Below are 26,875 nucleotides of genomic sequence, written 5' to 3'. Positions count from 1 at the left end.
GACGACGGTCTGCGCGCTGCCATGGCGGCGAAGTCGTTGCCGGGAACGGTGTACGCGTGTCTGGGTGATGTCCGCTTCGAGTTCCTCGACGCACGGCGGGAAGTGCTTGCCGTGGTGGCCTTCCACCACGGGGGGCGCGCTCGCCTGGGACGGGTGGCGCAGCCACGCGATCCTCGTCGACGAGGAGGCGGTGACCCGCTGGCTCGAGAGGCAGGACGAGCTGCCGAGTTACCCGGAGTGGGTCGCCGCGGTCCCTCCCGCGCTGACGTGGACGACGCAGCGGATGCTCCGGCCGGTGCGGCGGACCATTGGCTCCAGCCTCATCGCTCACGCGCACAAGCGGCTGGACAGCAATGATCCGGTCACCAAGGTGCTGCAGCTGTTGGTGTGGCGCGGTTCTGGCAGAGGTGAGCACCTGCACGAGGAGATTCCCGGACTGCTGCTGTGCGGCATGCCGATCTCGAAGATCGGCGCTGCGTTGAAGGACCCGCGCGCCACCGAACAGCACTACGCGGGCGCCGTCCGGCACCTCCTCGGCCCGGACGGCAGGGAGAAGCAGCGGCTCGACGTGGCCCGGCTGCCCCGGTCCGTCCGGATCCGACTGAGCGAGGCAGCGGGCACCGAGGTCCCGCAGTGGGCGGTCCCGCTGCTCAGTGCCTAGGCGCCGGCTCCACGCCACGGCGGCGCGCGATCGCCTGCATGTTGTCCTCGCCCCAGTCTCCCAACGGAAGCAGCGCCTCGTTCAGCCGCTCGCCCAGCGGGGTCAGCGAGTACTCGACGCGCGGCGGCACCTCGTGGAACACCTCGCGGTGCACGATCTTGTCGGCTTCCATCTCGCGCAGCACCTGGATCAGCATCTTCTCGCTGATGCCGGACACCGAACGCCGTAGCTCGCCCGTGCGCACGGGGCCGTGGTGCAGTGCCCAGAGGATCAAGGCCTTCCAGCGGCCACCGATCACGTCGATCGCTGCGTCGAGGCCGCACGAATACTGTCGTGGCTTCATCCAGGATCCTTACCAAAAGGTGGGTACCTGACAAAATAGTAGGTACTTGCCGCTGAGTCAGCATCAGAACGAGCATTCACGGCATGGGGATCAAGAAGACCGTGAGCGTGCTCGGCCTGGGCCGGATGGGCAGCGCGCTCGCGAAGGCCCTCGTCGAAGAGGGCTACGAAGTGACCGTGTGGAACCGCACGCCCAAGGCACTGAAGAACACCAGAAGTGTTGCCACGCCTGAAGAAGCGTTCAAGAGCGACGTCGTCGTCACCTGCCTGTCCACGTACGACGTCCAGCAACCGTTGCTCACCAACGAGATCAAGACCCTCGTCAACCTCACGTCCGGCACGCCGGAGCAGGCCAGACGAACCGCTCAGTGGGCGAAGGACAACGGCGTCGAGTACGTCGACGGCGTGATCATGGCTGTGCCGCAGCAGATTCGCACGCCGCAGGCGAGGATCTTCTTCAGCGGCAACGAGAACCATCACGTCCTGCAGGCGTTCGGCGAGCCGGTGTACGTGGGTGAGGACGCGGGGCTCGCCGCGCTTTACGACTTGGCGCTGCTCGGCATCATGTGGGCGACCTTCGGCGGGTACCTGCAGGCGGTCGCGCTGATGGGTTCCGAGGGCATCAAGCCGGCGCAGTTCACGCCGATGGCGATGAGCTGGCTGAACGAGATGAGCACCCTCCTGCCCGAGATGGGTGCGGTCACCGAGACGCGGAACTACGAGACCGACGTGTCCGCGCTGGACATCAACGTGTCCGGACTGCGCCTGCTCGCCGAGGCCAACGAGGAACAAGGCCTTGACGCCACCATCCCGCGGGCCCTGCACGACCTGTTCGAACGGGCCCGGCGCAACGGCCACGGCAACCACAGCATCGCGAGCGTCATCGAGGAGATCCGCAAGTGAGGTACCTGGGGAAGAAGGCCGTCGTCACGGGCGGCACGCACGGCATGGGTCGCGCGACGGTCGAGATGCTCGTCGACAACGGCGTCGAGGTCGTGCTGACCGGTCGGACCACGGACAAGGCCGAAGGCCTGAAAGCCCACGCCATCGCGTCCGACGCGGCGGACCTCGGTGACATCGCCGAGCTCAGGACGCAGGTCGCCCAACGGCTTCAGGACATCGACCTGCTCTTCGTCAACGTCGGGTTCTCCACCCTCACGCCGTTCGCCGAGGCGACCGAGGCCGACTACGACCGCACGTTCGACGTGAACACCAAGGGCGCGTTCTTCACGGCCCAGCACCTGGCGCCGTTGGTGAAGGACGGCGGCTCGATCGTCTTCACCACGAGCGTCGCCACGGTTCTGGGGTCGCCCGGCCTGAGCGTCTACGCGGGCGCGAAGGCGGCGGTGCGGGCGTTCGCGCGCGGGCTCGCGGCCGAGCTGGCGCCGAGGAACGTCCGGGTCAACGTCGTCAGCCCCGGCTTCATCGACACGCCGTCGATGGGCGTCACGGGTGTGCCGCAGGAGGTGCTCGACCAGTTCAAGGAGGAGGGCGACCGCATCACGCCGCTCAAGCGCCACGGCTCGATGGACGAGGTGGCGAGCGCCGTCCTGTTCCTGGCGTTCGAGGCCACGTTCACGACCGGGGCGGAGCTCGCTGTCGACGGTGGTCTCGGCCAGGGGATCAGCGCCTAGAAAGAAGTCCAAAAAACCTGTCACACCTTCGTCGCCCGCCGGGTCGAGAGGGCAAAGGACGACGAAGGCGAACGAAGATGAGGATCGCCAACCCCATCATGTCCGTGCCCGGCGCGATGAAGGCGCTGCTGGACCTGTCCGCGGCCGCCGAGAAGACGGGGCTGGACAAGGACTACGTCGAGTTGATCTGCCTGCGGGTCAGCATCATGAACGGCTGCGGCATGTGCATCGACTACCACACCAAGCTGCTGCGTCAGGCCGGCGTGGCGGACGAGAAGGTCTACGCCGTCGCGGGGTGGCGGGACGTGCCGTACTACAGCGACGCCGAGAAGGCCGGGTTCGCGCTCGCCGAGCAGATCACGCACGTGCAGGTGAGCGACGACGTGTGGGACGAGGCCGCGAAGCACTACGGCGAGGAGGAGCTCTCGGGCCTCCTGATCGCCATCGGCGCGATCAACCTGTGGAACCGCATGAACGTGGCCACGCAGCAGAAGGTCGCCTGAGGAAAGGTGAAGCCGGCGCGCAAGAGCTTCCTCTCTCTTGCGTGCCGGCTTCAGCGCGGAGCATACCCCATGTCGAACAGATGTTCGATCATCGGGCGATCAACACGCGGATCAGATCGCGGCCAGGGCCGCTCGGCCGTCGTCCGTCAGTTCGGCGCAGACGCGCAGGCCGAAGCTCGTCGGCTGCGAAGGGCGCAGCAGTCCCGCGTGCACGAGGTCATGCGTTGCCATCTGGTCGCAGCAGGGCAGTCCGTCGACGTACAGATCGGGCTCCACCCCGCCTGTGACCTCGGCTCGTCCCGCGGCGACAGCTCGCAGCATCGCCTTCGCTCTTCCGCTGAGTTCCATGTCGACCCCCCAGGAGTGTTCGAATCCGCTAACCCCTTTGTCGATATAGAGGCCGGATTCGTTCCACAAGTACGGGTTCGTTTGGGTTCTTCGCTTGTGTGAACGGGTAGATCATGTCCCACTGGGCCGTTGGGGTGACGAAGACACGCCGGACGACGAGCGCAGCGCGGGGCGGCGAGCCCACACCGTCCAGCGCGGCCGGTAGCCGTTCGAGTACCAGAACGGCGTCGAGCGCGGGTTCGGCAGAGCGTGGTGGAGCAGCGTCGACGCCACGCCCGCGGCGTCCAGGACGGCGTGCGCGTGCGCCGCGAGGGCAGTGCCCGCCCCGGTGCCCCGCACGTCCGGCCGGACGCCGAGATGCCCGAGGTAGGCGAACGGGCGCGCGGAGGCGAACCGCTCCAGCCACCCCGAGTCCTGCGGCATGTCGACGTAGACCATGCCGACGGGCGTGTCGCCGCTCAGCGCCAGCCACATCGCCTCGTGGTCGCGGTCGAGCACCTCGGCCAGCGCGGTCCGCAGGTGCTGCGCGGTGTTCGGGCGTTCGGTGACCAGGCCGAACGCCGCATCGTACCGGACGGTGTGCATGTTCAGCTCGACGGCGACGTCCAGGTCGGCGGCAGTCGCTGGGCGGATCTGCACGGTGGACGGCCGCGCGGCGGGGGCACGTCCGGCGAGGCGTTCGGCGATCACCGTGAGCGGCGCGAAGCCGTGGTGCACCAATGGCCGCGCGGCGGCGGTCTCGTGGCTCGGCACCGTCACGATCGCCACGGTCTCGGGGTCGTCCAGGCCGGTGAGCCGGGTCTCCCACTCGTCGAGCAACGCCGGCAGGTCGCAGCCTGGCTGCCACGTCAGGCTGTGCGTGCGCCGGGCGCCCCAGGTGAGCAGGAGGGAGTTCGGATCCGTCTCGCGGTAGGAGAAAATCTCGGTCACGTCCCATCTGACCATGGCAGGGTCGGGACGGTGGAGATCTACGTTGTGGATTCGTTCACCAACAGGCCCTTCGCGGGCAATCCCGCCGGAGTTGTGCTCCTCACCGAACCGCGCGACGACGCCTGGATGCAGCAGGTCGCCGCCGAGATGAAGCACGCGGAGACGGCCTTCGTCACCCCGGACAACCACCTGCGCTGGTTCACGCCGGAGGCCGAGGTGGACCTCTGCGGACACGCCACCCTCGCGACCGCTCACGTGCTAGGCGGCGAGCAGGCGTTCACCACGCGTAGCGGCGTGCTCACATGCGCAAATGACGATGGGTGGGTGCGGATGGACTTCCCGGCGGACCCGCCAGAGTTGACTGACCCGCCAATCGGGCTAGCGGAAGCGCTGCCACATGCGGCGATCAAGTCCGTGTCGCGTGGGCGGTTCGACTACCTGATCGAGTTGGAGAGCGCCGCGGAAGTCCGTTCCTTGCGCCCTGATGTCCAAGGACTGGCACAAATCTCGTCACGCGGAGTAATCGTGACGGCCGTCGGCGACGGAGATGCAGACATCGTCAGCCGCTGCTTTTATCCGGCTGTCGGCATCCCGGAGGACCCCGTCACCGGATCGGCCCACTGCACCCTTGCGTCCTATTGGGTGCCTCGGCTCCAGCGGGCTGACCTGCTGGCGGAGCAGGCGTCGCCGCGTGGAGGGTTCGTCAGGGCGACCCTCGCGCAAGATCGCGTACTGCTCTCGGGGCAGGCCGTGACGGTGCTCCACGGACACCTCAGCGTGTAGCCACGTCTGGGTGAATCGATGTCACTAGACGTGCTCGACCTGCCATTTCGTCCCCCGAGCGGGGTACATTGGTGCCCCTGGAGGGGTCCTGATCGCCAAGTGCGGGACCCCTCAGTCACGCCTAGAGGTTCCCCCACCCAGGCCGACGAGGAGGCTGGATGTCCGACCGAGCGTCGGCCCCCGTGTCGGACTCGGCCGCCTGGTCGGCCAAGTCGACCAACCGCGCGTTCAGCGCGTTCGCCGTCACCCTCCTGGTGGCAGGTGTCGTCTGTGCGGGCATGGTCGCTGTCTGGCTGCCGGAGAGGGAGACGACCTCTCTCTTCTGGATCGGCCCTCTCCTCGTCGTCGGCTTCCTGCTGGCGGAACAGCTCGCGATCAACGTCGACGTCCGCAGCGGTGTCGCGTGGACGATCTCCTTCACCGAGATCCCGCTGGTGCTGGGCCTGCTCGTCGCCCCGTTCGAGATCGTGCTCGCCGCGCACGTGGTCGCCGGCGTGGGCACGTTGCTCGGCAGGCGGATCCTCGACAGGGCCGTCTACAACGCGGGCCTCATGTTCATGGAGATCTCCGTGGCGTTCGCCGCCGCGGAGGCCGTGAACCGGATGATCGGCGCCGGCGGCCCGTTCTGGGCCGGCGCGTTCGTCGGCACCATCACCGTGCCGCTGCTCGCCAGCGTGCTGGGCCTCTGCGCGTTGCGCCTCATGGGCAAGTCGATGCGCGTGGGCAACAGCGTCCGTCTCGTGCTGCAGACGCTGGTCGTGGCGCTGCTGAACACCTCGGCCGGCCTCGTCGGCTACCAGATCGTCGCCACCACGCCGTGGGGCGCCGCACTGATCCTCCTGGTGCTCGCGGGCATCGTGGCCACCTACCTCGCCTACTCAGGACTGCTGCGCGAACAGCGCGACCTGGAGGCGTTGAGCGAGGTCAGCCTTCGTGTCGCGAGGTCGGGACAGCACGGCACCGGCCCGCGCCAGCCCGACGACGACCTCACCACGGGCGTCGAAGAGGACGAGTGGCAGCTCATCGCGGAACGCATCCGTGAGCAGCTCAACGCGAACAGGGTCGTGCTGCGCCTGCGCACCGACCCGCAGGAAGCCATGATCACCCTCGTCGCCGGCGAACCGCTGCCCGAGGAGATGACCGCGACGGACCCTCGGGCCGTGCGCGAAGACCCGGTACTTCAGCTGCCCGGCACCCACGTCCGCTACTACCGCGTGGCCGACGCGACCGAGGACGTCACCGAGGCCCTGCTGCGCCGCGACGCGCAGGAAGCCCTCGTCGTCCCGTTGCGCGGCGCGACCCAGCTGCTCGGTGCTGTCGAGGCGCACGACCGGCTGTCGCGCTGGCGCGGTTTCGGCAAGGCGGACATCCAGCTGCTGCGCACACTGGCCTCGCACCTCGCGACGGCCGTCGACAACCGCCGCCTGCTCGCCCGGCTGCGCCACGACGCCTACCACGACCCGCTGACCGGCCTGCTGAACCGGCCGGGCTTCCGCGAGGCGTGCGCGGAGCCGTTGCGCGAGTCCAAGCGGGGAGTGGTGCTGCGGATCGACCTCGACATCCTGTCGACGGTCTCCGACGCACTGGGCCAGGCCTGGGGCAACCGGATGGTCGTCGCCGCCGGACGCCGGCTGCGCGACGCACTCGGCGCCGACGTACCGCTCGCTCGGCTCGAGGGTGGCGCGTTCGCCGCGTACCTCGACGATGAGCGTGCCGCGACAGCTCACGAGACCGCGGAACGCTTGCGTGCCGGGCTTTCCGTGCCGTACCCCGTCGACCGGCTGACCGTCGAGGCCTCCGCGGTCGTGGGCTACGCGTCCAAGGCGGACTCCGAGACCGAGGACCCGGACCCCGACGTGTTGCTGCAGCGGGCAGATGTCGCCGTGCGCGCCACGTCCGAGGGCACGCCGGTGAAGGCCTACGCGCCGTCGATGGGCCACCTGTTCCTGCGCCGCTTCCAGCTCGTCACGCAGTTCCGCCAGGCCGTCGAGACCGGGCAGATCTCGGTGCACTACCAGCCGAAGGTCGCCCTGCCGTCACGTCAGGTCGTCGGCGCGGAGGCGTTGGTGCGCTGGACACATCCGGAGTTCGGCCGCGTCGACCCGGACGAGTTCGTGCCGGCCGTCGAGGCCACCGGTCTCGTGGACGTGCTGACGGACTTCGTGATGGATCGAGCGCTGGAACGCGTGCGCCGCTGGCTCGACCGCGGGCTGCGGATGTCCATCGCGGTGAACCTCTCGGTGCGCACGTTGGGCGACGAGGACTTCCCGAACCGCGTCGAGGCCGCGTTGCAGCGCCACGACGTGCCGTCCGGGCTGCTGACCTTCGAGCTCACCGAGTCGGGCGTCATGGCCGATCCCGAGCGCGCTCTGCCGGTGCTGCGGCGCCTGCACGCCATCGGTGTCGTGCTGGCGGTCGACGACTTCGGCACGGGCTACTCGTCGCTGGCGTACCTGCGGCAGCTGCCGGTGGACGAGGTGAAGATCGACAAGTCGTTCGTGCTCGGGATGGGCACGGATCTCGGCGACATGGCCGTGGTCCGGTCGATCGTGGAGCTCGGGCACTCGCTCGGTCTCGTGGTCGTGGCCGAGGGCGTCGAGGACGACGCCGCGCGCGATCAGTTGGTGGGCATGGGTTGCGACGTCGCGCAGGGGTACTTGATCTCGCGGCCGCTGTCCGAAGATCGCTTCGAGGCCTGGCTGCGTGCACGAACCGTGCAGGTCAGGGGTGCTCGCGATGAGACGGTGCTCACCTTGGTCCACTAAGAGGACCCCCGGATTTCGTTCTTGGTTGAGGCGTGTTGTAGAGTTGTCCTCGCTCGGCAAGAACGAAAGAGCAAGCCCCTTTAGCTCAGTCGGCAGAGCGTCTCCATGGTAAGGAGAAGGTCTACGGTTCGATTCCGTAAAGGGGCTCCACTACTGGCCGCAGTGCTGTGCGCTGCGGCTTGTGGTTGTGTTAAAGCGGTGTAGCTCAGTTGGTAGAGCAAGCGGCTCATAATCGCTGTGTCGCCGGTTCAAGTCCGGCCACCGCTACGCGAGTGGGTGTGGCCTGTCGGCGGAAAGCGCCGACCGTCCTCGCTCCGCATGATTTTGGGGGCCAAGCCCCCAAGCCCCCGGTGCGTAGGTCGACCGGGAAGTTTGCTCCGGGCAGCAACCTCGTTGCCCGCCCCCGCCGGGCGGTAAGCCCGCACCGGTCGCCTCTTCCGAGGTCGGGGTACGTGTGCTCTCAGGAAGGCAAGGACCGTGGCTGCAACCGACGTACGCCCGAAGATCACCCTCGCGTGCGAGGAGTGCAAGCACCGGAACTACATCACCAGGAAGAACCGGCGCAACGACCCGGACCGCCTGGAGATCAAGAAGTTCTGCCCGAACTGCAAGACGCACCGCGCACACAAGGAAACCCGCTGAGCGCGTAGCCACTCTTCGACGAGGCCCGTCCCACACCGTGGGGCGGGCCTCGTCGCATATACGCTCAACCGGTGCCTCTCGACCCCGTTTTCATCGGACGCAGTTATCCGCCGTCGCAGCCGTACGACGTGAGCCGCGAGAAGATCCGCGAGTTCGCCGAGGCCGTCGGCGCGACCAGCCCGGCCTACCTCGACGCGGAAGCCGCGAAGGCGTTGGGGCACAGGGACGTCATCGCGCCGCCCACGTTCGCGATCGTCGTGTCGATGAAGTCGAACGAGACCGTCATGTTCGACCCGGAGCTGAAGCTCGACTACAGCCGCGTCGTGCACGGCGACCAGAACTTCACGCACCACCGCCCCATCACCGCGGGCGACCAGCTCGTGTGCGTGGCGCACATCGACGCCATCACGTCCCGCATGGGCAACGACATGGTGACCGTGCGGACCGAGATCAGCACGGTCGACGGCGAGCCCGTCACCACCGCCAGGTCGATGCTCGTCGTGAGGGGAGAAGACGCGTGACCGTCGAAGTCGGAACCGAACTGCCGGCGCTGTCCATGCGCCTCAAGCGCGGCGATCTGGTGCGTTACGCGGGTGCCTCGCTGGACTTCAACCCGATCCACTGGAACGAGAAGACCGCGAAGGACGTCGGCCTGCCGGACGTGATCGCGCACGGCATGCTGACCATGGCCGTGGCCTCGCGGATCGTCGAGGAGTGGATCGGCGATCCCGGTGCGATCGTCGAGTACGGCTGCCGCTTCGGCCGGCCCGTCGTGGTGCCCAACGACGACGAAGGTGCGCTGGTCGAGGTCACGGCGAAGGTCACCAAGGACTTCGAGGACGGAACTGTGAAGGTCAACATCGTCGCCGCTTTCGAGGGCAAGTCGGTGTTGACAGGCGCTTTCGCCCGCGTGCGCGTCGCTTGATCTTGTGATCAAGAACACCACCGGGCGAACGGGTCCGGTGGTGTTTGCGGTGCTCAAGGGAGATTCAGGGCTCCGTCGCACCTCAGTTGCACGACCCTGATTCGTCTTCTCCCGCGCCGTATGGGTAGGCTGTGCGACAGGCCGCTCGGCAAGTGCTTGAGCGGTCTGGTTGGAATGGACGGGACAGGCTCCCGTACACTTCCTGCTTGGCCAGGGGATCTCATCTGGGATCTCAAAGGGGTGTAGCTCAACTGGCAGAGCAGCGGTCTCCAAAACCGCAGGTTGCAGGTTCAAGTCCTGTCGCCCCTGCTGTCGAAGCGCGTCATGGGTGGAGTGGAGGCACGGCATGAGCGAGGGCCGCGAGCAGGACCAGCCGGAGGAGCGCGAAGGCGCTGTCCGGCCGTCCACTGCTGCGGCGCGACGTGAACGTCGTGCCTCCTCCCGCCCGGCCGCCCGCAAGGACGGCAGCAGCGCTGAGTCGAAGAAGAGCGTCGCCAAGTCCGAGGAGTCGGACGAGGACGCGAAGAAGGGTCGCCCGACCAAGACCCGTGAAGGGCAGGAGAAGCGTCCCTCGCTGATCGGGCGAGGCTTCCGCTACCTCCGCGAGGTCGTCAGCGAACTCCGCAAGGTGATCTGGCCGACGCGCAAGCAGCTCGTCACCTACACCGGCGTCGTGCTGGTGTTCGTGGTCTTCATGGTTGCGCTGGTGTGGGCTCTCGACCTCGGCTTCGGCGCGGCTGTTTTCGAGTTGTTCGGCTGAGCCGGACAGCTGCCGCTGCAATCAGGAAGCGAGATCCACAGTGACCTCCGATAACGGCGTCGACGCCCAGGAGAAGACCGACCTCATCGACGACGAGGTGTCCGAGGACACCGCTGCCGACGAGACGGTCGAGTCGGAGGCTGTGGACTCCGCGGACACTGACACCGCGGACGAGTCCGAGGAAGACGCCGACGTTCTCACGATCGACGAGACGCCGATCGACGAAGAGCCCGAGGACCCCGCCGAGGAGCTGCGCCAGGCCCTGCGCCGCGCGCCCGGCGACTGGTACGTCGTGCACTCGTACGCGGGCTACGAGAACAAGGTCAAGGCGAACCTCGAGACTCGTATCCACACGCTCGACATGGAGGACTACATCTTCCAGGTCGAGGTGCCGACCGAAGAGGTCACCGAGATCAAGAACGGCCAGCGCAAGCTGGTGCAGCGCAAGGTGCTGCCCGGCTACATCCTGGTCCGCATGGAACTCACCGACGCGTCCTGGAGCGCCGTCCGCAACACGCCGGGCGTCACCGGGTTCGTCGGAGCCACCTCGAAGCCCTCGCCCCTCACGATCGACGAGGTGCTGAAGTTCCTGCTCCCGCAGCAGGAGCAGAAGCCGGCCGAGGGCAAGAAGACCGCCTCCACCACCGTGTCGAAGCCGACCATCGAGGTCGACTTCGAGGTCGGCGAGTCGGTCACCGTCATGGACGGCCCGTTCGCCACGCTGCCCGCCACCATCAGCGAGGTCAACGCGGACGGCCAGAAGCTGAAGGTCCTGGTGTCGATCTTCGGCCGGGAGACGCCGGTCGAGCTGTCGTTCAGCCAGGTCTCCAAGATCTGAGCGGTTTTCCCTCACCGGAAGACCGATCGGCCACGCTGCGGCTGGCAGAGCCGCGCGCGGACACTGCAATAACAGGAAGTACGGACAATGCCTCCCAAGAAGAAGAAGCTGTCAGCGATCATCAAGCTGCAGATCAAGGCTGGTGCCGCCAACCCGGCGCCTCCCGTTGGTCCCGCGCTGGGTCAGCACGGCGTCAACATCATGGAGTTCTGCAAGGCCTACAACGCCGCGACCGAGTCGCAGCGCGGTCAGGTCGTGCCGGTTGAGATCTCCGTGTACGAAGACCGCTCGTTCGACTTCAAGCTGAAGACCCCTCCGGCCGCGCGACTCATCCTCGCCGCCGCTGGTGTCGACAAGGGCAGCGGCGAGCCGCACCGCGTCAAGGTCGCCAAGGTGACCATGGAGCAGGTGCGCAGCATCGCGCAGGTCAAGATGGTCGACCTGAACGCGAACGACATCGACCAGGCCGCGAAGATCATCGCCGGCACCGCCCGTTCCATGGGCATCACGGTCGAAGGCTGACCACACCCTCTTTCTAGCAAGCGTGGGAGAGCCCAGCGCGGCTCATTCACCACGAACTGATCCACGAAGGACAGAGTTATGAAGCGCAGCAAGGCCTACAAGGCCTCCGCAGAGCTGGTGGACCGGGAGCGGCTGTACTCGCCGCTGGAGGCCGCCAAGCTCGCCAAGGAAACGTCCAAGGTGAAGCTCGACGCCACCGTCGAGGTCGCGATTCGCCTCGGCGTCGACCCTCGCAAGGCCGACCAGATGGTCCGCGGCACCGTGAATCTGCCGCACGGTACGGGCAAGACCGCCCGCGTGATCGTCTTCGCAACCGGTGACAAGGCCGCTGAGGCCGAGGCCGCCGGTGCGGACGCTGTCGGCTCCGAGGACCTGATCGAGCGCATCCAGGGTGGCTGGCTCGACTTCGACGCCGCGATCGCTACCCCCGACCAGATGGCCAAGGTCGGTCGCATCGCCCGCATCCTCGGCCCGCGTGGCCTGATGCCGAACCCGAAGACCGGCACCGTGACGCCCGACGTCTCGAAGGCCGTCAACGAGATCAAGGGCGGAAAGATCAACTTCCGCGTTGACAAGCAGGCCAACCTGCACTTCGTCATCGGCAAGGTGTCGTTCGACTCCGAGAAGCTGGTCGAGAACTACGGCGCCGCGCTGGACGAGATCCTCCGCGCGAAGCCGTCCGCGGCCAAGGGCCGGTACGTCAAGAAGGTCACCGTCTCCACGACGATGGGCCCTGGCATCCCGGTCGACCCGAACCGCACCCGCAACCTGCTGGTGGACGAGGCCTGAGCCTCCCCGGTTCGCAGTGTGATCTGAGAAAGGCCCCCGGTTCGCCGGGGCCTTTCTGCTTGTCAGCGGTGTGAGAACGCCTGCCGGTAGTCGCTGGGGGACTGCCCCACCTGCTTCAGGAAGTGGTGGCGGAGGTTGTTCGCCGTGCCGATGCCACTGAGCCCCGCGATCTTCTCCATCGGCAGGTCGGTGGACTCCAGCAGGACCTGCGCCCTGGTGATGCGTTCGTTGAGCAGCCACTGCAACGGTGTCGTGCCGGTCGTGGCGTGGAGCTTGCGGTAGAACGTGCGCGGGCTCATCGCGGCCTTGCGGGCCAGATCCTCGATCGTCAGCGGCTCGTCCAGGCGAGCGCGGGCCCAGTCGAGCACCGGCGTCAGGCCCTGTTCGTCGCTGGCCGGGACCGAGAAGTCGACGAACTGGCCCAGGTGACCAGGTCGATGTCCGGGGACGACCATCCGGCGGGCGAGCTGGTTCGCGACGTGGGCGCCCAGGTCGCGGCGCACCAGGTGCAGGCAGACGTCCATCCCGGCGCTCATGCCCGCGCTGGTCAGCACGTCACCCTCGTCGACGTAGAGCTTCGTGTCGTCCACGTGGATCTTCGGATAGCGCTCGGCCAGCAGGGCGGTGTGCATCCAGTGCGCGGTGGCCCGCCGTCCGTCGAGCAGGCCGGCCTCGGCCAGTGCGTACGCGCCGACGCACGCCGACACGATTCGCGCGCCGTTGTCGTGAGCGTCGCGCAGTGCGGAGACCAGCTCGGGCGGAACAGGTGCGTTGTCCTCGATGACCTCGTCCGGCACCCACGACACGATGACGGTGTCCGCGTTCACGACGTCGTCCAGCCCGTGCGTGCTGTGCAGGGTGAATCCCGGCTTGGTGTCGCGGGTGCGGGTTCCGGTGCTGCACAACCACAACTCGTACCAGGGATCGGCGAGGTCGGGCTGCGGCGTGCCGAAGACGGCCGCGGGAACGCCCAGCTCGTAGAGGTCCATGACACCGAAGTCGCTGGGCACGATCAGGGCGACGGATCCAGCGCTCATGGGATCCAGCCTATGGCAGGAATTTGGTGAAAGGGGTCATTCCGGTCACTGGTCGAGTTGATCACCCGCGGCGAAGCTGGACGCATGACTTCTGAAGCGATCACCGTGCTGGGCCTGGGCAATCTCGGACGCGCCCTGGCGGAGGCGTTCCTGCGGGCAGACCGTGCCGTGACGGTCTGGAACCGGTCTGCCGCGAAGGCCGAGGGACTCGCGGCGACCGTCGCGAACACTGCGGCGGATGCGGTGGCGGCGAGTGGGCTCGTGGTCGTCGCCATGCTCGATCATCAAGCGGCACAACAGGTTCTGGCTGGCGTTGACGTGCGTGGGCGGGCGTTGGTGAACCTCACCTCCGGCACTCCCGGCGACGCTCGTGAGCTGGCTGAGTGGGCTGCGGCGAACGGGGCCGAGTATCTCCACGGTGCGGTGTACGCGGTGCCCCAGACGATCGGCACCGATGCGTCGTCGATCATCTACAGCGGATCCGCGGTGGTGCACGAGCGGTGGCGGAAGTCGTTGACACTGCTGGGGAAGGTCACGTTCCTCGGGGATGACGCCGGTCGAGCCTCCGGGTACGACGTCGCGATCCTGTCCGGGATGTACGGGCTGCTCGGCGGGTTCCTGCACGCGGCCGCGCTGGCGCGGGCCAACGGGATCGACGTCGGTGAGCTCACCCCGATGTTGTTGTCCTGGCTGACGGATCTTCAGCCCGCGCTGACCACGTTCGCGGGAGAGATCGACGGCGGGAGCTACGCCGGCGGGGAGTCGAGCCTGGCGATGAACCAGTCGGGGCTCGCCACCTTGATCCGTGCCGCTGGGGCGCAGGGTGTGCCGTTCGCCGCGCTCGACGCGTTCAAGGCGTTGGTCGATCGGCAGGTCTCCGAAGGGCGCGGGGAGGAGAGTCTCGCCCGCGCCGTCGAGTCGTTCTAGTGGTGTGGCTCGGAACGTTGCCGGGGGAATGCGCGGTCAGACGAGGTGCCCTGCTGAGCGTGGATTACCTCGCCAACGTTCCGAGACGTACCACTAGCCGCAGGTGCTTTCGGACCAGTCGGTGATGACCCAGCCCGCGTTGACCTTCTCCACGGTGAACGTGCCCAGGCGCGGGCCGCCCTCGACGGTCAGGGCGCAGGAGTCGATGGTGACCTTGGTGGTGGTCGGGGTCTTGAGCATGTCCGGCGGGAACATCACCTGCTGGTACTTGTCCACGCTGGTGACCTTGGTCTTCAGCGTCTTGACCGCCTCTGCGCAATCGCTTGCGCCATAAGCGTTCGCGAACTTCTTGCGGGTGTCGTCGCGCAGGATGAGAGTGCAGGCGCGGGTCGTGTCCGCGAACGAGACGTGCTTGTAGAACATGCCGACGGTGCCCTGCAGACCAGCCGGTGCGGCCAGGCCCTGGGCCGCGCCGGTCACGCCGCCGCTGTCCTGGGCGATGTCGCCGGGGTCGTCCACGCCGAAGAAGTGGTTGTAGGCCCAGACCGCGGAGAAGACGACGAGCAGGAAGAACAGCGCCCGCCAGAAGAGTCCGCTGCCGAGCACGACGAGCCACCAGCGCTTGCCGCCGGGCTGCTTCGGGGCCTGAGGTGCCTGGCCCGTCGCCTCCTGGTAGCGCTGGAACTCCTGGAAGCGCTGGAACTCCTGGAACTGCCGCAGCTGTTCCGGATCCATCTGGGGTGCGGGCGGATCCGTCTGCGGGGCGGGCGGCTGCGGCTGGCGGGGCGCGAGGTCCTTGCCGGGCTCGTCGGTCACACGTCACATCATGCCGATTTGGATCGGCAGTACACAGTCGAGTACTGTTTTGCTCGGTTCTACCGAAGACCGCAGGTGTTCTCCGCAAGGAGAGCGAAGGCCCCGTTGCAACACGGGCGGCCCGCGCAGGGAGGACGAGGTCAGTCTTGCGACGCCCCGTGCTGCTTGTGCGCGAGGGCGTTTTTGTTGTTTCGGGACCCTCTCACCGGCGATCTAACCCAGCCCAGAGAGGAGGCGATCATGGCGAAGCCCACGAAGGTTACGGCGGTCGCTGAGCTTGCGGATTCGTTCCGCACCAGCTCGGCAGCGGTTGTCACTGAGTACCGTGGCCTCTCCATGGCGCAGCTCACCACGCTGCGTCGCGCTCTCGGCGCGGGCACCAAGTACACCGTCGCGAAGAACACGCTCGTCAAGCTCGCTGCTGCGGACGCCGGTGTGGAGGGCCTCGAGGCCCTTCTGTCCGGTCCGACCGCCATCGCGTTCGTCGAGGGCGAGCCCGTCGACGCCGCCAAGGCGATCCGCGACTTCGCGAAGGACAACAAGGCCCTGATCATCAAGGGCGGCTACATGGATGGCCGCCCGCTCTCGGTCGACGAGGTCACCGCTATCGCGGACCTCGAAACCCGTGAGGTGCTGCTCGCGAAGCTCGCGGGCGCGATGAAGGGCAACCTGGCCAAGGCCGCGGGTCTGTTCAACGCCCCGGCTTCCCAGGTCGCTCGCCTGGCTGCTGCCCTGCAGGAGAAGAAGGCCGCTGCCGCGGCCGACGCTCCCGCCGAAAGCTGATCACCCAAAGACACGCCCGACGCTTTCGCGCGGGAGATAGAAAGGAACGCCGATCATGGCGAAGCTCAGCACCGAAGAGCTGCTCGACGCTTTCAAGGAGATGACCCTCCTGGAGCTGTCCGAGTTCGTGAAGCAGTTCGAGGAGACCTTCGAGGTCACCGCCGCCGCCCCCGTCGCCGTTGCCGCCGTTGGTGGCCCGGCCGCCGCTGCGGACGAGGCCGAGGAGCAGACGGACTTCAACGTCGTCCTCGAGTCCGCGGGCGAGAAGAAGATCCAGGTCATCAAGGTCGTCCGCGAGGTCGTCTCGGGTCTGGGCCTGAAGGAGGCCAAGGAGCTCGTCGAGTCGGCTCCGAAGGCCATCCTCGAGGGCGTGGCGAAGGACGTCGCCGACGCCGCCAAGGAGAAGCTCGAGGCTGCCGGCGCCAAGATCACCGTCAAGTGATCTGGGCCCCTTCGGGGGCTGGCGTTCTGCCTTGCAGTGCCTGAACGGGCGTGCATCCACTTGTGGGTGCACGCCCGTTTTTGTTGTTCGCGGCCTTTTGGGGTGGCTGGCTCGCGGGCGGCGAGTTTCTGCTGAGGACGGCTCGCCTTCGGCGGCGCGTTCGGATGGGCGCGGCCCGGTGTGTTTGGAGTCACAGCAGTCTCGAAAGTCCCGGTTGTCGGGTGGTGGTCTACGGCCTCGTGCCCGTTTTGCGAGGTCACCCTGTGTGGTGTTATCTGAACGCAACCGCCATTAGGCCAACTGGTGAGTAACCTGCCGCGAACGAACTCGTTGCCCAGATGTGACGCCGATCGCTGCGGCGTCCTCGGGCGTGTGCGGAGGTGCGGATGGGCGTCGAGGTGGTCGTCGAGGGTCTGACCAAGTCCTTCGGCAAGCAGACCATCTGGCAGGACGTCACGCTCACCATCCCGCCTGGTGAGGTCAGCGTGATGCTCGGGCCATCTGGTACCGGCAAGAGCGTGTTCCTGAAGTCTCTGGTCGGGTTGCTGAAGCCGGAGCAGGGCAAGATCGTCATCAACGGCACGGATCTGGTGAAGTGCTCCGAGCACAAGCTTTACGAGATTCGGAAGATGTTCGGCGTGCTGTTCCAGGACGGTGCGTTGTTCGGGTCGATGAATCTGTACGACAACATCGCCTTTCCGTTGCGGGAGCACACCCGCAAGACGGAGGCCGAGGTTCGGCGGATCGTCCTCGAGAAGATGGAGATGGTCGGTCTCGTCGGGGCGGAGAAGAAGCTGCCCGGTGAGATCTCCGGCGGTATGCGCAAGCGGGCTGGTCTTGCCCGTGCGCTGGTGCTCGACCCCGAGATCATTCTGTGCGACGAGCCCGACTCCGGGCTGGACCCGGTGCGCACTGCGTACCTGAGTCAGTTGTTGATCGATCTGAACGCGCAGATCGACGCGACCATCCTGATCGTCACGCACAACATCAACATCGCGCGGACCGTGCCGGACAACCTCGGCATGTTGTTCCGGCGCGAGCTCATCATGTTCGGGCCTCGTGAGGTGTTGCTGACCAGCGACGAGCCCGTGGTCGAGCAGTTCCTGAACGGGCGGCGGCTCGGGCCCATCGGCATGTCCGAGGAGAAGGACACGGCGACCATGGCGGCCGAGCAGGCGCACGCTGACGCCGGGCATTCCGACGGGTCGCCTGAAGGCGACGTTCGCGGGATCGTGCCGCAGTTGGAGCCGACGCCCGGGTTGCCGTACCGGGACGCTGTGCGGCGGCGCAAGGACCGGGTCATGTCGATCATTCACCAGCTCCCGCACGAGGCGCAGCAGGGGATCATCGAGAGCCTCACCGCCGAGGAGCAGGTGCGGTACGGCGTTCACGCCGGTGCGCAGACGCCTACGCCCAGCCCCTGGCCTCGGCAGGGTGGTGTGCTGTGACCACGCAGACCTCGTTCCCCGGCGCCGGTGCGCTGCGGGAGACCGGGAAGCTGTGCCAGCTCGGGATCGACGTCGTGCGGACGACCTTCCGGCGGCCGTTCCAGCTGCGGGAGTTCATTCAGCAGAGCTGGTTCATCGTCAGCGTGACGGTGTTGCCGACCGCGCTGGTGTCCATTCCGTTCGGCGCGGTCATCGCGTTGCAGCTGGGCAGTCTCACGCGGCAGATCGGTGCGCAGTCGTTCACGGGTGCGGCCAGTGTGCTCGCGATCATCCAGCAGGCCAGTCCGATCGTGACGGCGTTGCTGATCGCTGGAGCCGGCGGCTCTGCCATCTGTGCGGACCTCGGGTCGCGGAAGATCCGTGAAGAGATCGACGCGATGGAAGTGCTCGGCGTGTCGCCGATCCATCGGCTCGTGGTGCCGCGGGTGCTGGCGGCGATGCTGGTGTCCGTGCTGCTCAACGGCATGGTGAGCGTCGTCGGTGTGCTCGGTGGCTACTTCTTCAACGTGATCATGCAGGACGGCACGCCGGGTGCGTACCTCGCGAGCTTCAGCGCGCTGGCTCAGCTGCCGGACCTGTGGATCAGTGAGCTCAAGGCGCTGATCTTCGGGTTCATCGCGGGCATCGTCGCTGCGTATCGAGGCCTCAACCCCGCCGGCGGACCCAAGGGCGTGGGTGACGCGGTGAACCAGGCCGTGGTCATCACGTTCCTGCTGCTGTTCTTCGTCAACTTCGTCCTCACCACGATCTACCTGCAGGTCGTGCCCGCGAAGGGGAGCTGATGGCGAACAAGGTGCTGTCCACCCTGGACGGGTTCGGCGACCAGCTGGCGTTCTACATCAAGGCGCTGGCCTGGACGCCTCGTGCGCTCAAGCGGTACTCCAAGGAGACGTTGCGGCTGCTGGCCGAGGTCAGCTTCGGGTCGGGGGCGCTCGCGGTCATCGGCGGCACGATCGGCGTGATGGTCGGGCTGTCCGTGTTCACGGGCACCGTGGTCGGGTTGCAGGGCTTCACGGCGCTCAACCAGATCGGCACGTCCGCCTTCGCCGGGTTCGTGTCCGCGTACTTCAACACCCGCGAGATCGCGCCGTTGGTCGCCGGGCTGGCGCTGAGTGCGACGGTCGGGTCCGGTTTCACGGCTCAGCTCGGCGCGATGCGGATCTCCGAGGAGATCGACGCGCTGGAGGTCATGGGCATCCCCAGCCTGCCGTTCCTGGTCACCACGCGGATCATCGCCGGGTTCGTCGCGATCATCCCGCTGTACGTGATCGGGTTGCTGACGAGTTACCTCGCGGCGAGAACGATCACCGTGGAGTTCTACGGGCAGTCAGCGGGTACGTACGACCACTACTTCAACCTGTTCCTACCGCCGATCGACGTGCTCTGGTCGTTCGGCAAGGTGCTGGTCTTCGCGGTCGTGATCATCATGACCCACTGCTACTACGGCTACCGCGCGTCCGGCGGTCCGGCCGGCGTCGGTGTGGCGGTCGGGCGCGCGGTGCGGACCGCGATCGTCACGACGGCCCTGCTCGACTTCTTCCTCAGCCTCGCGATCTGGGGCGCGACGACGACGGTGAGGATCGCCGGATGAAGAAACGCGTGCTGGGCATCGCCTTTCTTCTCGCGATCGCCATGTTCCTGTCGCTCACGGTGGCGCTCTACAAGGACGCCTTCAGCGACTACGTGAAGGTCACTCTCAAGACCGACCACATCGGCAACCAGCTGCTGGCCGCGAGCGACGTCAAGGTGCGCGGGCTGATCGTCGGGTCGGTGAAGGCCATCCGCACCAGCGGCGACGGCGCCGAGCTGGAGCTGGCGCTGGAGCCGGACAAGGTCGACCAGATCCCGGCGAACGTCAGCGCGCGGCTGCTGCCCAAGACGTTGTTCGGTGAGCGGTACGTGAACCTCGTGCTGCCGCAGCAGAAGAGCGCGGCCATCACGCAGGGCGCCGTCATCGAGCAGGACCGGACGAGCAGCGCGATCGAGCTCGAACGCGTGCTGGACAACCTGATGCCGGTGCTGCAGGCGATCCAGCCGGAGAAGCTCGCCACCACGCTGACCGCGTTGTCGCAGGCGCTCGACGGCCGCGGCAAGCCGCTCGGCGAGACGCTGGTGTCGCTCGACTCCTACCTCGGTGAGCTCAACCCGCAGCTGCCCGCGTTGAAGGAGAACATCTCCAGGCTCGCGGACGTCTCGAACGTCTACGCGGACGCGGCGCCGGACCTGTTGCAGGCGCTCAACGACATGACCACGACGACCAAGACCGTCGTCGACCAGCGCGACAACCTGCTGGCGCTCTACGGGTCGCTGACCACGACGTCGCAGGACGTCACCAGCTTCGTCACGGTCAACAAGAACAACATCATCGCGCTTGCCGACACCAGCCGTCCGACGCTGGAGCTGCTCGCGAAGTACGCGCCCGAGTACCCGTGCCTGCTCAAGGGGCTCGCGGAGTTCGAACCGGTGATCAGCAAGGCGTTCGGCGAGGGCACCAACGAGCCTGGCCTGCACATCACGCTGGAGATCACCCAGAACCGCGGCAAGTACAAGCCGAACCTCGATGAGCCCGAGTACAAGGACAAGCGCGGGCCCCGTTGTTACGACCTGATCCCGCGGCCGAACCCGTTCCCGCAGTACCCGCCGGAGGGTCCGGTGCAGGACGGGTCGAGCTCGCCGCCGCCCGCCCGCGTTGCCAACGACGGGATCCTGCCGCCTGCCACCGCGGGCAACGTGACCGTGCCGCAGTCCGCTGACGTGCTGCGGCTCGCCAACTCGCCGGAGGAGGCCAGGTTGATCGCGGCGCTCTTCGGTCCGCGCATCGGCGTCGACCCGCAGGCGATGCCCGGCTGGTCGAGCCTGCTGCTCGGCCCACTCGTCCGCGGCACGGAGGTGACCGTCAAGTGAAGGGTCTGCTCTCCCCGCTGCTCAAGCTGATCGCCTTCGCGGTGGTCACGATCCTCGCCACGTCGCTGCTCGCGGTCACGATCGCCAACGTGAACCTGGCCAGCGCCACGGACTACAAGGCCCAGTTCACCGACGTCACCGCGCTGAACGAGGGTGACGACGTCCGCATCGCCGGCGTCCGCGTCGGGCAGGTCGACGACATCAAGGTCGTCGACCGCAAGACCGCGGAGGTGGCGTTCTCGATCGACGGCGACCGCAAGCTGCCGGAGGCCGTGACCGCGACGATCAAGTACCGCAACCTGGTGGGGCAGCGGTACATCGCGCTGGAGTCCGGCACCGGTGACACCAAGGCGGTGCTGGCCGAGGGCGGCACGATCCCGTTGGAGCGAACGAAGCCCGCGCTGGACCTGACGGTGCTGTTCAACGGCTTCAAGCCGCTCTTCCAGGCGCTCTCGCCCGACGACGTGAACAAGCTGTCGTTCGAGATCATCCAGGTGCTGCAGGGAGAAGGCAGCACGATCGACAGCCTGCTGCAGCACACGGCCTCGCTGACCAGCACGTTGGCCAGCAAGGACAAGGTGATCGGCGACGTCGTCGACAACCTCAACACCGCGCTGGAGACCGTGAACTCGCGCGACGAGGACTTCAACAACCTCGTGATCACGTTGCAGACGCTGGTCTCCGGGCTCGCGCAGGACCGCCAGCCGATCGGTGACGCGATCACCGCGCTCGGCGACCTGACGCAGGCCACCTCCGGGCTGCTGGAGCAGGGCCGCGAGCCGTTGAAGAACGACATCGCGCAGCTCGGCATCGTCTCGAAGACGCTGGGCGACAACGAGGTGCTCGTCGACCGCATGTTGCAGCGCCTGCCCAACAAGCTGGAGACGATCACGCGGACCGCGACCTACGGCTCGTGGTTCAACTTCTACCTGTGCGAGGCCAGCGGCCAGATCGCCGTCCCGCCGGTCATCAACAACCCGATCCCGATCACGGCGTTGCCGGTGACACAACAGAGGTGCCGCCGATGACCACGAGCAACCCGATCAGGACCGGCGCGGTCAGCCTGACGTTGATCGCCCTGCTGTTGCTGGCCGCGTTCTACTCCGACGACCTGCCGATCGTCGGTGGCGGCACGAGCTACGCCGCGGACTTCAGCGAGGCCGCGGGACTGGTGCCGGGCAACGAGGTCCGCGTCGCCGGCGTGAAGGTCGGCAAGGTCACCAAGGTCAAGCTCAACGGCGACAGGGTGCGGGTGACGTTCAAGGTCAAGGACGCCTGGGTGGGTGACCGGACGACCGCGATGATCCGCATCAAGACGTTGCTGGGCCAGAAGTTCGTGGCGCTGGACCCGCAGGGCACCCAGCCGCTCTCGCCAGGCGACCCGATCCCGAAGGAACGCACGCTCGCGCCGTACGACGTGAACGAGGCGTTCAACGGGCTCGCGACCACGGTCGGCCAGATCGACACGAAGCAGCTCGCGGACAGCTTCACGGTTCTCTCGGACACCTTCAAGAACTCGCCCGAGCACGTCAGGGGCGCGCTGGACGGACTGTCCGCGTTGTCCAAGACGATCTCCTCGCGCGACGAGCAGCTCGCGAAGCTCCTGGACAACACCAGGCAGCTGACCAAGACGCTCGCGGACCGCAACGCGGAGTTCGAGAAGCTGCTGTCGGACGGCAACCTGCTGCTCGGCGAGCTGCGCAAGCGCCGCGAGGCGATCAGCGCGCTGCTGACCGGCACGCGCGACCTGGCCCGTGAGCTGAGCGGTCTGGTGCAGGACAACCAGAACCAGCTCAAGCCTGCTCTGGAGCAGCTCGGCCGCGTCACCACGATCCTGCAGCGCAACCAGGACAACCTGGACCGAAGCCTCGCGCTGATGGCGCCGTTCTACCGGGTGTTCGCGAACACCCTGGGCAACGGCCGTTGGTTCGACACCTACATCTGCGGGCTGCTGCCGCCCTCGGTGAACCTCGGCGTCGTCGGGTTCAACGAGGAAGGCTGCCTGCCTCCGGGGGTGCAGCGATGACTACAGCAGCTCACAGCAAGGTCGGCCGGTTCATCGCGATCGCGTGCGTGCTGGCGCTGGTCGTGACGGCGGGCCTGTGGTGGGTCTTCGCCTCCATGAACGGGCGCAAGGTCACCGCGCACTTCGCGGCGGCCGTCGGCGTCTACCCCGGCGGTGACGTGCGGGTGCTGGGCGTGAAGGTCGGCACGATCGACGAGGTCACGCCGGAGGGCAAGACCGTGAAGGTCGTGTTCACCGTCGACCGCGACGTGCGGGTGCCGGAGAACGCGCAGGCCGTCGTGGTCTCGCCGAGCGTGGTCAGCGACCGGTACGTGCAGCTCGCGCCCGCCTACACCGGCGGGCCGACGATGGGCGACGACGCCGTGATCCCGCGCGAGCGCACCGCGACGCCGGTCGAGCTGGACGAGCTGTACTCGTCGCTCGACAAGCTCACGACGGCGCTGGGGCCGAACGGCGCGAACGCCGACGGGGCGTTGGCCGACCTGCTGAACTCAGCGGCGAAGAACCTCGAGGGCAACGGCCAGGCGCTCAACGACACGTTGCGCAACCTCGGCCAGGCCACCCGCACGCTGTCGGGGTCCAAAGAGGACCTGTTCGCGACCGTCGACAACCTGCAGAAGTTCACCGCGATGCTGGCGGCGAACGACAGCCAGGTGCGCGACTTCAACAGGCAGCTCGCGGACGTGTCGAAGATGCTCGCCGACGAACGCGGCGACCTGGGCGCGGCGTTGAACGAGCTCGCGACCGCGCTGGGGCTCGTGCAGGGGTTCATCAAGGACAACCGCGAGGTGCTCAAGTCCAATGTGGACAAGCTCGCCTCGATCACGCAGGTGCTGGTGAACCAGCGGGCGGCGCTGGCGGAGACGCTCGACGTCGCCCCGCTGGCCCTGGGCAACCTGCAGAACTCCTACAACGCGGCGTCCGGCACGCTCGACACCCGCGCGAACATCAACGAGCTGAACCAGCCGCCGATCGTGCTGATCTGCAAGCTGATCCAGCAGGCGACGCCGAACAACGTGCCGCCGGTGCTGTCGAGCACCTGCAAGCAGCTGGAGCCGCTGCTGACCGGCGCGATTCCGCTGAAGTCGCCGGCCGAGGTCATCAGCGACCTGAACGTGGGCAAGCTGCCGCTGCCCCTGCCGCTCGCGGGGGTGCCGCAGTGAGGAAGCTGGTCGTAGGGCTGACGGCGTTGTTGCTCGTGTCGGGCTGTGGTTCCGGCGGGTTCGACGGCGTCTACAACATGCCGTTGCCCGGTGGCGCCGACGTCGGTGATCACCCGTACCGGGTCAAGGCGCAGTTCAAGGACGTGCTGGACCTGGTGCCGCAGGCGGGCGTGAAGGTCAACGACGTGCCGGTCGGGCGGGTCGAGCGGATCGACCTCGGCTCCGACGGCTGGACGGCCGAGGTGACCATGCTGGTCAACGGCGACGTCCAGCTGCCGGCAAACGCTTTCGCCAAGCTGCGCCAGTCCGCGTTGCTGGGGGAGAAGTTCGTCGAGCTCGGGAAGCCTCCCAAAAATGATCAAACACAGGGGGATTCCGGGCGTCTGGCCGACAATGCCCTGATCCCGTTGGACAAGACCAACCGCAACCCCGAGGTCGAAGAGGTCTTCGGCGCGTTGTCGATGTTGCTCAACGGTGGTGGTGTCGCGCAGCTGCAGAACATCACCAAGGAGCTCAACGCGGCGATGGAGGGCAACGAGCAGGAGATCCGCTCGTTGCTGGGCAACCTCAACACGTTCGTCGGGGAGCTCGACAAGCACAAGGCGGAGATCGTCCGCGCGCTCGACTCGCTCAACCGCCTCGCCGGGACCCTGGCGCAGCAGCGGGAGAAGATCGCGGTCGCGCTGACGGACCTGGAGCCCGGCCTGAAGGTGCTGGCCGAGCAGCGCACCCAGCTCGTGACGCTGCTGCAGTCGCTGACCAAGCTCTCCGGCGTCGCGACGGACACGGTGAACAGGAGCCGTGACGACATCGTGGCGGACCTGAAGGCTTTGCAGCCGACGCTGACCAAGCTGGTCGAGTCGGGGCAGAACCTGCCGAAGTCGCTGGAGCTGCTGCTGACCTACCCGTTCCCGGACGAGGCGGTCGACGGCATCAAGGGCGACTACACCAACGCGTTCATCGATCTCGACCTGAACCTCGGCACGGTGCTGGACAACCTCGGGCGGTCGCGGCAGTCGCCGATCGACTCGCTGATCCCGTCGCAGGGCACGCCGTTGCCGATGCCGAACATCCCGCTGCCGAACCTCGGGCAGGGCACCGGGTCCGGGCTGGGCGACCTGCTCGGCGGGCTGCTGGGAGGTGGTCGCAAGTGATCCTGCGGTCGACGAAGCTCAAGATCGGCGCGTTCGTGCTGGTCGCGCTGCTGGGCATCTCCTACGTCAGTGCCACCTACGTCGGGCTGTTCAAGTCGGCGTCGACGGTCGTGACGATGCAGCTCGCGGATTCGGGCGGCATCTTCACCAACGCCGAGGTGACCTACCGCGGCGTGACGATCGGCCGGGTCGGGCAGCTGCGGCTGACGTCCGAGGGCGTCGAGGTCGACCTGGAGCTGGACGCGGACGCGCCGCGGGTGCCGTCCGCCCTGGAGGCCGTCGTGGCCAACCGGTCGGCCGTCGGTGAGCAGTACGTGGATCTTCGGCCGAAGAGCGACGGCGGGCCGTACCTGGAGGCAGGGGCGGTCATCCCTCGCTCGGCCACCAAGACGCCTCCGCCGGTCGACGGGCTGCTGTCCAATTTGGACGCCTTCGCGTCGTCGGTGCCGACGGACTCGTTGCGGACCGTCGTCGACGAGCTGCACACGGCGTTCAGCGGGACCGGCGGGGACCTGCAGGTGCTGATCGACAACACCGCGGCGTTCACGGCGGCCGCTCGCGAGCACCTGCCGCAGACCACGCAACTGCTCAAGGACGGGCGGATCGTGCTGGCCACGCAGGCCGCGTCCGGTGGCGCCATCCGGTCGTTCAGCGGTGACCTGCGGTTGCTCGCCGAGCAGCTCAAGGCCTCCGACGGCGACCTGCGGCGGTTGATCGTGGCGGTGCCGCCGGCGTCCGAGCAGGTGTCGGCGCTGCTCAAGGAGAGCGGGCCGAACCTCGGGGTGGTCTTCGCGAACCTGCTGACCACGTCGAACATCCTCGTGACCAGGCGTGATGGTTTGGAACAGATCGCGGTGACGTACCCCATCGCCGTCGGCGGCGGGTTCTCCGTGGCGCCGGGCGACGGATCGGCGCACTTCGGGCTCGCCCTGAACGTGTTCGACCCGATGCCGTGCACGGTCGGATACGAGGGCACGACCATCCGGCCGGGCGGCGACACGTCCGCCGCTCCGCTGAACACGCAGGCGTACTGCGCTCTCGCGCGCGGGTCCGCGACCTCGGTGCGAGGCTCGCAGAATGCGCCGTACGGCGGAACACCGACCACGCCCGTCGGCAACGCGACGACGCAGCCGGGCCAGGAACCGACCGGCCAGGCCGCTGCTCCCGAGTTGCCGTTGCTGACGTCGCTCGGTCAGCTGCTGGGTCTGCCAGAGGGGAAGAAGTAGTGCGGGTCTTCACGGTGGCCGCCACGGTCTTCGCGGTCGTGGCGTTCGTCTTCGCGGTGTTCAGCGGCTTCGTCTGGTACTCGTCGGCCAGTTCGTCGTCGGCCTCGTTCGCCGCGACCCGCGACGACGCCCTGCGCTCCGGCCAGGTGGGCATCACGAACTTCCTCACCCTCGACTACCAGAAGGTCGACGAGGACCTGCAGCGCTGGCTCAACTCGTCCACCGGCGACCTGCGCGCGGAGATCGACAAGGACAAGGACTCGCGCAAGAAGCAGCTGGTCGACGCCAAGTCCGTGACGACGTCGAAGGTCCTGGACGCCGCGATCACCGAGCTGGACGACCGTGCCGGCAGCGCGTCGATGATCGCCGTCGTGGAGAGCACCGTGACCCCCGCCGAGGGGCAGAAGGTCACCAAGATCAACCGGTACCTGACCAAGCTCACCCGCACCGAGGACGGCTGGAAGCTGAGCCAGCTCGGCCCGCTGCGGTAGGGCGTCTGAGTCCGCC

Annotated in this window: 31 protein-coding genes and 3 tRNA genes; 29 read left to right on the top strand and 5 right to left on the bottom strand. The window is 67.4% G+C overall.

The annotated features are described in order from the left end of the window. Positions 1-67 precede the first annotated feature (67 nt). On the top strand, positions 68-661 hold the full coding sequence (locus ACSHWB_RS10905; RefSeq protein ID WP_439661932.1) for a hypothetical protein: 594 nt from the start codon (positions 68-70) through the stop codon (positions 659-661). On the opposite strand, the gene ACSHWB_RS10900 is transcribed toward ACSHWB_RS10905, so the two are convergent. Then, positions 651-1,004, bottom strand: a complete 354-nt coding sequence (locus ACSHWB_RS10900) for a winged helix-turn-helix transcriptional regulator (RefSeq protein WP_439661931.1) — start codon at positions 1,002-1,004, stop codon at positions 651-653. The two genes, ACSHWB_RS10905 and ACSHWB_RS10900, sit on opposite strands and share 11 nt — an antisense overlap. A gap of 83 nt (positions 1,005-1,087) precedes the next feature. On the opposite strand from ACSHWB_RS10900, the gene ACSHWB_RS10895 reads away from it, so the two are divergent. The 3 genes from ACSHWB_RS10895 to ACSHWB_RS10885 all read left to right on the top strand — a co-directional run bounded on the left by ACSHWB_RS10895 (position 1,088) and on the right by ACSHWB_RS10885 (position 3,140). Next, a complete protein-coding gene (locus ACSHWB_RS10895) occupies positions 1,088-1,906 on the top strand; it encodes an NAD(P)-dependent oxidoreductase (protein WP_439661930.1) in 819 nt (272 codons plus the stop codon). Further along, positions 1,903-2,637, top strand: a complete 735-nt coding sequence (locus ACSHWB_RS10890; RefSeq protein ID WP_439661929.1) for an SDR family NAD(P)-dependent oxidoreductase — start codon at positions 1,903-1,905, stop codon at positions 2,635-2,637. The genes ACSHWB_RS10895 and ACSHWB_RS10890 overlap by 4 nt, the downstream gene beginning before the upstream one ends. Positions 2,638-2,714: 77 nt before the next feature. Next, the gene (locus tag ACSHWB_RS10885) at positions 2,715-3,140 is read left to right on the top strand and encodes a carboxymuconolactone decarboxylase family protein (RefSeq protein WP_439661928.1); all 426 of its coding nucleotides are present in this window, start codon (positions 2,715-2,717) and stop codon (positions 3,138-3,140) included. A gap of 111 nt (positions 3,141-3,251) precedes the next feature. On the opposite strand, the gene ACSHWB_RS10880 is transcribed toward ACSHWB_RS10885, so the two are convergent. Both ACSHWB_RS10880 and ACSHWB_RS10875 read right to left on the bottom strand, forming a co-directional pair. Then, complete coding sequence (locus ACSHWB_RS10880; protein WP_439661927.1) at positions 3,252-3,488, bottom strand: hypothetical protein; 237 nt, start codon at positions 3,486-3,488, stop codon at positions 3,252-3,254. Between the two features lie 111 nt (positions 3,489-3,599). Then, positions 3,600-4,418 carry a GNAT family N-acetyltransferase gene (locus ACSHWB_RS10875; protein ID WP_439661926.1) on the bottom strand — a complete coding sequence of 273 codons (819 nt, stop codon included), beginning with the start codon at positions 4,416-4,418 and terminating at the stop codon, positions 3,600-3,602. Positions 4,419-4,448: 30 nt separating this feature from the next. Here ACSHWB_RS10875 and ACSHWB_RS10870 point away from each other — a divergent pair, with 30 nt between their 5' ends. The 12 genes from ACSHWB_RS10870 to rplA all read left to right on the top strand — a co-directional run bounded on the left by ACSHWB_RS10870 (position 4,449) and on the right by rplA (position 12,442). Further along, positions 4,449-5,201, top strand: a complete 753-nt coding sequence (locus ACSHWB_RS10870) for a PhzF family phenazine biosynthesis protein (protein ID WP_439661925.1) — start codon at positions 4,449-4,451, stop codon at positions 5,199-5,201. 158 nt (positions 5,202-5,359) lie between these two features. Continuing rightward, positions 5,360-7,966, top strand: a complete 2,607-nt coding sequence (locus ACSHWB_RS10865) for a putative bifunctional diguanylate cyclase/phosphodiesterase (RefSeq protein WP_439661924.1) — start codon at positions 5,360-5,362, stop codon at positions 7,964-7,966. A gap of 74 nt (positions 7,967-8,040) precedes the next feature. Then, positions 8,041-8,116 (top strand) — tRNA-Thr (locus tag ACSHWB_RS10860). A 44-nt stretch (positions 8,117-8,160) separates the two neighbouring features. Then, positions 8,161-8,233 (top strand) — tRNA-Met (locus ACSHWB_RS10855). Between the two features lie 210 nt (positions 8,234-8,443). Further along, complete coding sequence (gene rpmG / locus ACSHWB_RS10850) at positions 8,444-8,608, top strand: 50S ribosomal protein L33 (RefSeq protein WP_015105301.1); 165 nt, start codon at positions 8,444-8,446, stop codon at positions 8,606-8,608. Positions 8,609-8,679: 71 nt separating this feature from the next. After that, entirely contained in the window at positions 8,680-9,129 is a 450-nt protein-coding gene (locus ACSHWB_RS10845) for a MaoC family dehydratase N-terminal domain-containing protein (RefSeq protein ID WP_439661923.1), read from the top strand. A gap of 35 nt (positions 9,130-9,164) precedes the next feature. Then, on the top strand, positions 9,165-9,533 hold the full coding sequence (locus tag ACSHWB_RS10840; protein ID WP_439664565.1) for a MaoC/PaaZ C-terminal domain-containing protein: 369 nt from the start codon (positions 9,165-9,167) through the stop codon (positions 9,531-9,533). 236 nt (positions 9,534-9,769) lie between these two features. Next, positions 9,770-9,842: transfer RNA gene (locus tag ACSHWB_RS10835), tRNA-Trp, on the top strand. A 37-nt stretch (positions 9,843-9,879) separates the two neighbouring features. Then, positions 9,880-10,293 carry a preprotein translocase subunit SecE gene (secE, locus tag ACSHWB_RS10830; RefSeq protein WP_319976890.1) on the top strand — a complete coding sequence of 138 codons (414 nt, stop codon included), beginning with the start codon at positions 9,880-9,882 and terminating at the stop codon, positions 10,291-10,293. Positions 10,294-10,333: 40 nt separating this feature from the next. Then, on the top strand, positions 10,334-11,131 hold the full coding sequence (gene nusG, locus ACSHWB_RS10825) for a transcription termination/antitermination protein NusG (protein WP_439661922.1): 798 nt from the start codon (positions 10,334-10,336) through the stop codon (positions 11,129-11,131). 87 nt (positions 11,132-11,218) lie between these two features. Then, the gene (gene rplK, locus ACSHWB_RS10820) at positions 11,219-11,653 is read left to right on the top strand and encodes a 50S ribosomal protein L11 (RefSeq protein ID WP_030478269.1); all 435 of its coding nucleotides are present in this window, start codon (positions 11,219-11,221) and stop codon (positions 11,651-11,653) included. A gap of 78 nt (positions 11,654-11,731) precedes the next feature. Next, positions 11,732-12,442, top strand: coding sequence for a 50S ribosomal protein L1 (rplA, locus tag ACSHWB_RS10815; protein ID WP_439661921.1), 711 nt, complete (start codon positions 11,732-11,734; stop codon positions 12,440-12,442). 62 nt (positions 12,443-12,504) lie between these two features. Here rplA and ACSHWB_RS10810 read toward each other — a convergent pair whose 3' ends face one another. Beyond that, the gene (locus tag ACSHWB_RS10810; protein ID WP_439661920.1) at positions 12,505-13,479 is read right to left on the bottom strand and encodes a GlxA family transcriptional regulator; all 975 of its coding nucleotides are present in this window, start codon (positions 13,477-13,479) and stop codon (positions 12,505-12,507) included. Positions 13,480-13,563: 84 nt separating this feature from the next. On the opposite strand from ACSHWB_RS10810, the gene ACSHWB_RS10805 reads away from it, so the two are divergent. Further along, a complete protein-coding gene (locus ACSHWB_RS10805; RefSeq protein WP_439661919.1) occupies positions 13,564-14,406 on the top strand; it encodes an NAD(P)-dependent oxidoreductase in 843 nt (280 codons plus the stop codon). A 93-nt stretch (positions 14,407-14,499) separates the two neighbouring features. Here the strand turns inward: ACSHWB_RS10805 and ACSHWB_RS10800 are convergent, their stop codons facing one another. Continuing rightward, a complete protein-coding gene (locus ACSHWB_RS10800) occupies positions 14,500-15,222 on the bottom strand; it encodes a hypothetical protein (protein ID WP_439661918.1) in 723 nt (240 codons plus the stop codon). A gap of 240 nt (positions 15,223-15,462) precedes the next feature. Between ACSHWB_RS10800 and rplJ the strand changes: the two genes are divergently transcribed. From rplJ to ACSHWB_RS10740, 12 genes are all read left to right on the top strand, one after another. After that, entirely contained in the window at positions 15,463-16,005 is a 543-nt protein-coding gene (gene rplJ, locus ACSHWB_RS10795; protein WP_439661917.1) for a 50S ribosomal protein L10, read from the top strand. Positions 16,006-16,060: 55 nt separating this feature from the next. Next, entirely contained in the window at positions 16,061-16,447 is a 387-nt protein-coding gene (gene rplL / locus ACSHWB_RS10790) for a 50S ribosomal protein L7/L12 (protein WP_439661916.1), read from the top strand. A gap of 386 nt (positions 16,448-16,833) precedes the next feature. Continuing rightward, complete coding sequence (locus ACSHWB_RS10785) at positions 16,834-17,895, top strand: ABC transporter ATP-binding protein (RefSeq protein ID WP_439661915.1); 1,062 nt, start codon at positions 16,834-16,836, stop codon at positions 17,893-17,895. Continuing rightward, on the top strand, positions 17,892-18,677 hold the full coding sequence (locus ACSHWB_RS10780; RefSeq protein ID WP_093606337.1) for an MlaE family ABC transporter permease: 786 nt from the start codon (positions 17,892-17,894) through the stop codon (positions 18,675-18,677). The genes ACSHWB_RS10785 and ACSHWB_RS10780 overlap by 4 nt, the downstream gene beginning before the upstream one ends. Beyond that, the gene (locus ACSHWB_RS10775; RefSeq protein WP_439661914.1) at positions 18,677-19,486 is read left to right on the top strand and encodes an MlaE family ABC transporter permease; all 810 of its coding nucleotides are present in this window, start codon (positions 18,677-18,679) and stop codon (positions 19,484-19,486) included. Before ACSHWB_RS10780 ends, ACSHWB_RS10775 begins: the two co-directional genes overlap by 1 nt. Further along, positions 19,483-20,799, top strand: a complete 1,317-nt coding sequence (locus ACSHWB_RS10770; protein WP_439661913.1) for an MCE family protein — start codon at positions 19,483-19,485, stop codon at positions 20,797-20,799. Before ACSHWB_RS10775 ends, ACSHWB_RS10770 begins: the two co-directional genes overlap by 4 nt. Beyond that, complete coding sequence (locus tag ACSHWB_RS10765) at positions 20,796-21,827, top strand: MCE family protein (RefSeq protein WP_439661912.1); 1,032 nt, start codon at positions 20,796-20,798, stop codon at positions 21,825-21,827. Before ACSHWB_RS10770 ends, ACSHWB_RS10765 begins: the two co-directional genes overlap by 4 nt. After that, positions 21,824-22,825 carry an MCE family protein gene (locus ACSHWB_RS10760; RefSeq protein ID WP_439661911.1) on the top strand — a complete coding sequence of 334 codons (1,002 nt, stop codon included), beginning with the start codon at positions 21,824-21,826 and terminating at the stop codon, positions 22,823-22,825. The genes ACSHWB_RS10765 and ACSHWB_RS10760 overlap by 4 nt, the downstream gene beginning before the upstream one ends. Next, positions 22,822-23,988, top strand: coding sequence for an MCE family protein (locus ACSHWB_RS10755; RefSeq protein WP_439661910.1), 1,167 nt, complete (start codon positions 22,822-22,824; stop codon positions 23,986-23,988). Before ACSHWB_RS10760 ends, ACSHWB_RS10755 begins: the two co-directional genes overlap by 4 nt. Beyond that, entirely contained in the window at positions 23,985-25,142 is a 1,158-nt protein-coding gene (locus tag ACSHWB_RS10750) for an MCE family protein (RefSeq protein ID WP_439661909.1), read from the top strand. The genes ACSHWB_RS10755 and ACSHWB_RS10750 overlap by 4 nt, the downstream gene beginning before the upstream one ends. Next, complete coding sequence (locus ACSHWB_RS10745; protein ID WP_439661908.1) at positions 25,139-26,368, top strand: MCE family protein; 1,230 nt, start codon at positions 25,139-25,141, stop codon at positions 26,366-26,368. Before ACSHWB_RS10750 ends, ACSHWB_RS10745 begins: the two co-directional genes overlap by 4 nt. After that, positions 26,368-26,859: a hypothetical protein gene (locus ACSHWB_RS10740; RefSeq protein ID WP_439661907.1), complete on the top strand. Its 492-nt coding sequence runs from the start codon at positions 26,368-26,370 to the stop codon at positions 26,857-26,859. Before ACSHWB_RS10745 ends, ACSHWB_RS10740 begins: the two co-directional genes overlap by 1 nt. Positions 26,860-26,875 lie beyond the last annotated feature (16 nt).

The organism is Lentzea sp. HUAS TT2, assembly GCF_051853195.1.
Lineage (GTDB): Bacteria > Actinomycetota > Actinomycetes > Mycobacteriales > Pseudonocardiaceae > Lentzea.
The sequence above is the reverse complement of the archived record's forward strand: the minus strand, read 5'-3'. Positions and strand labels throughout refer to the sequence as shown.

Bases quoted from the DNA above. Each gene is read 5' to 3' on its own strand.
- ACSHWB_RS10905 (WP_439661932.1), top strand. From the start codon at position 68: ATGTCCGCTTCGAGTTCCTCGACGCACGGCGGGAAGTGCTTGCCGTGG.
- rplL (WP_439661916.1), top strand. From the start codon at position 16,061: ATGGCGAAGCTCAGCACCGAAGAGCTGCTCGACGCTTTCAAGGAGATG.
- secE (WP_319976890.1), top strand. From the start codon at position 9,880: ATGAGCGAGGGCCGCGAGCAGGACCAGCCGGAGGAGCGCGAAGGCGCT.
- ACSHWB_RS10900 (WP_439661931.1), bottom strand. From the start codon at position 1,004: ATGAAGCCACGACAGTATTCGTGCGGCCTCGACGCAGCGATCGACGTG.
- rplJ (WP_439661917.1), top strand. From the start codon at position 15,463: ATGGCGAAGCCCACGAAGGTTACGGCGGTCGCTGAGCTTGCGGATTCG.
- ACSHWB_RS10755 (WP_439661910.1), top strand. From the start codon at position 22,822: ATGACTACAGCAGCTCACAGCAAGGTCGGCCGGTTCATCGCGATCGCG.
- ACSHWB_RS10895 (WP_439661930.1), top strand. From the start codon at position 1,088: ATGGGGATCAAGAAGACCGTGAGCGTGCTCGGCCTGGGCCGGATGGGC.
- ACSHWB_RS10805 (WP_439661919.1), top strand. From the start codon at position 13,564: ATGACTTCTGAAGCGATCACCGTGCTGGGCCTGGGCAATCTCGGACGC.
- ACSHWB_RS10785 (WP_439661915.1), top strand. From the start codon at position 16,834: ATGGGCGTCGAGGTGGTCGTCGAGGGTCTGACCAAGTCCTTCGGCAAG.
- rplA (WP_439661921.1), top strand. From the start codon at position 11,732: ATGAAGCGCAGCAAGGCCTACAAGGCCTCCGCAGAGCTGGTGGACCGG.
- ACSHWB_RS10880 (WP_439661927.1), bottom strand. From the start codon at position 3,488: ATGGAACTCAGCGGAAGAGCGAAGGCGATGCTGCGAGCTGTCGCCGCG.
- ACSHWB_RS10885 (WP_439661928.1), top strand. From the start codon at position 2,715: ATGAGGATCGCCAACCCCATCATGTCCGTGCCCGGCGCGATGAAGGCG.
- ACSHWB_RS10865 (WP_439661924.1), top strand. From the start codon at position 5,360: ATGTCCGACCGAGCGTCGGCCCCCGTGTCGGACTCGGCCGCCTGGTCG.
- ACSHWB_RS10810 (WP_439661920.1), bottom strand. From the start codon at position 13,479: ATGAGCGCTGGATCCGTCGCCCTGATCGTGCCCAGCGACTTCGGTGTC.
- rplK (WP_030478269.1), top strand. From the start codon at position 11,219: ATGCCTCCCAAGAAGAAGAAGCTGTCAGCGATCATCAAGCTGCAGATC.
- ACSHWB_RS10760 (WP_439661911.1), top strand. From the start codon at position 21,824: ATGACCACGAGCAACCCGATCAGGACCGGCGCGGTCAGCCTGACGTTG.
- ACSHWB_RS10840 (WP_439664565.1), top strand. From the start codon at position 9,165: ATGCGCCTCAAGCGCGGCGATCTGGTGCGTTACGCGGGTGCCTCGCTG.
- ACSHWB_RS10770 (WP_439661913.1), top strand. From the start codon at position 19,483: ATGAAGAAACGCGTGCTGGGCATCGCCTTTCTTCTCGCGATCGCCATG.
- ACSHWB_RS10775 (WP_439661914.1), top strand. From the start codon at position 18,677: ATGGCGAACAAGGTGCTGTCCACCCTGGACGGGTTCGGCGACCAGCTG.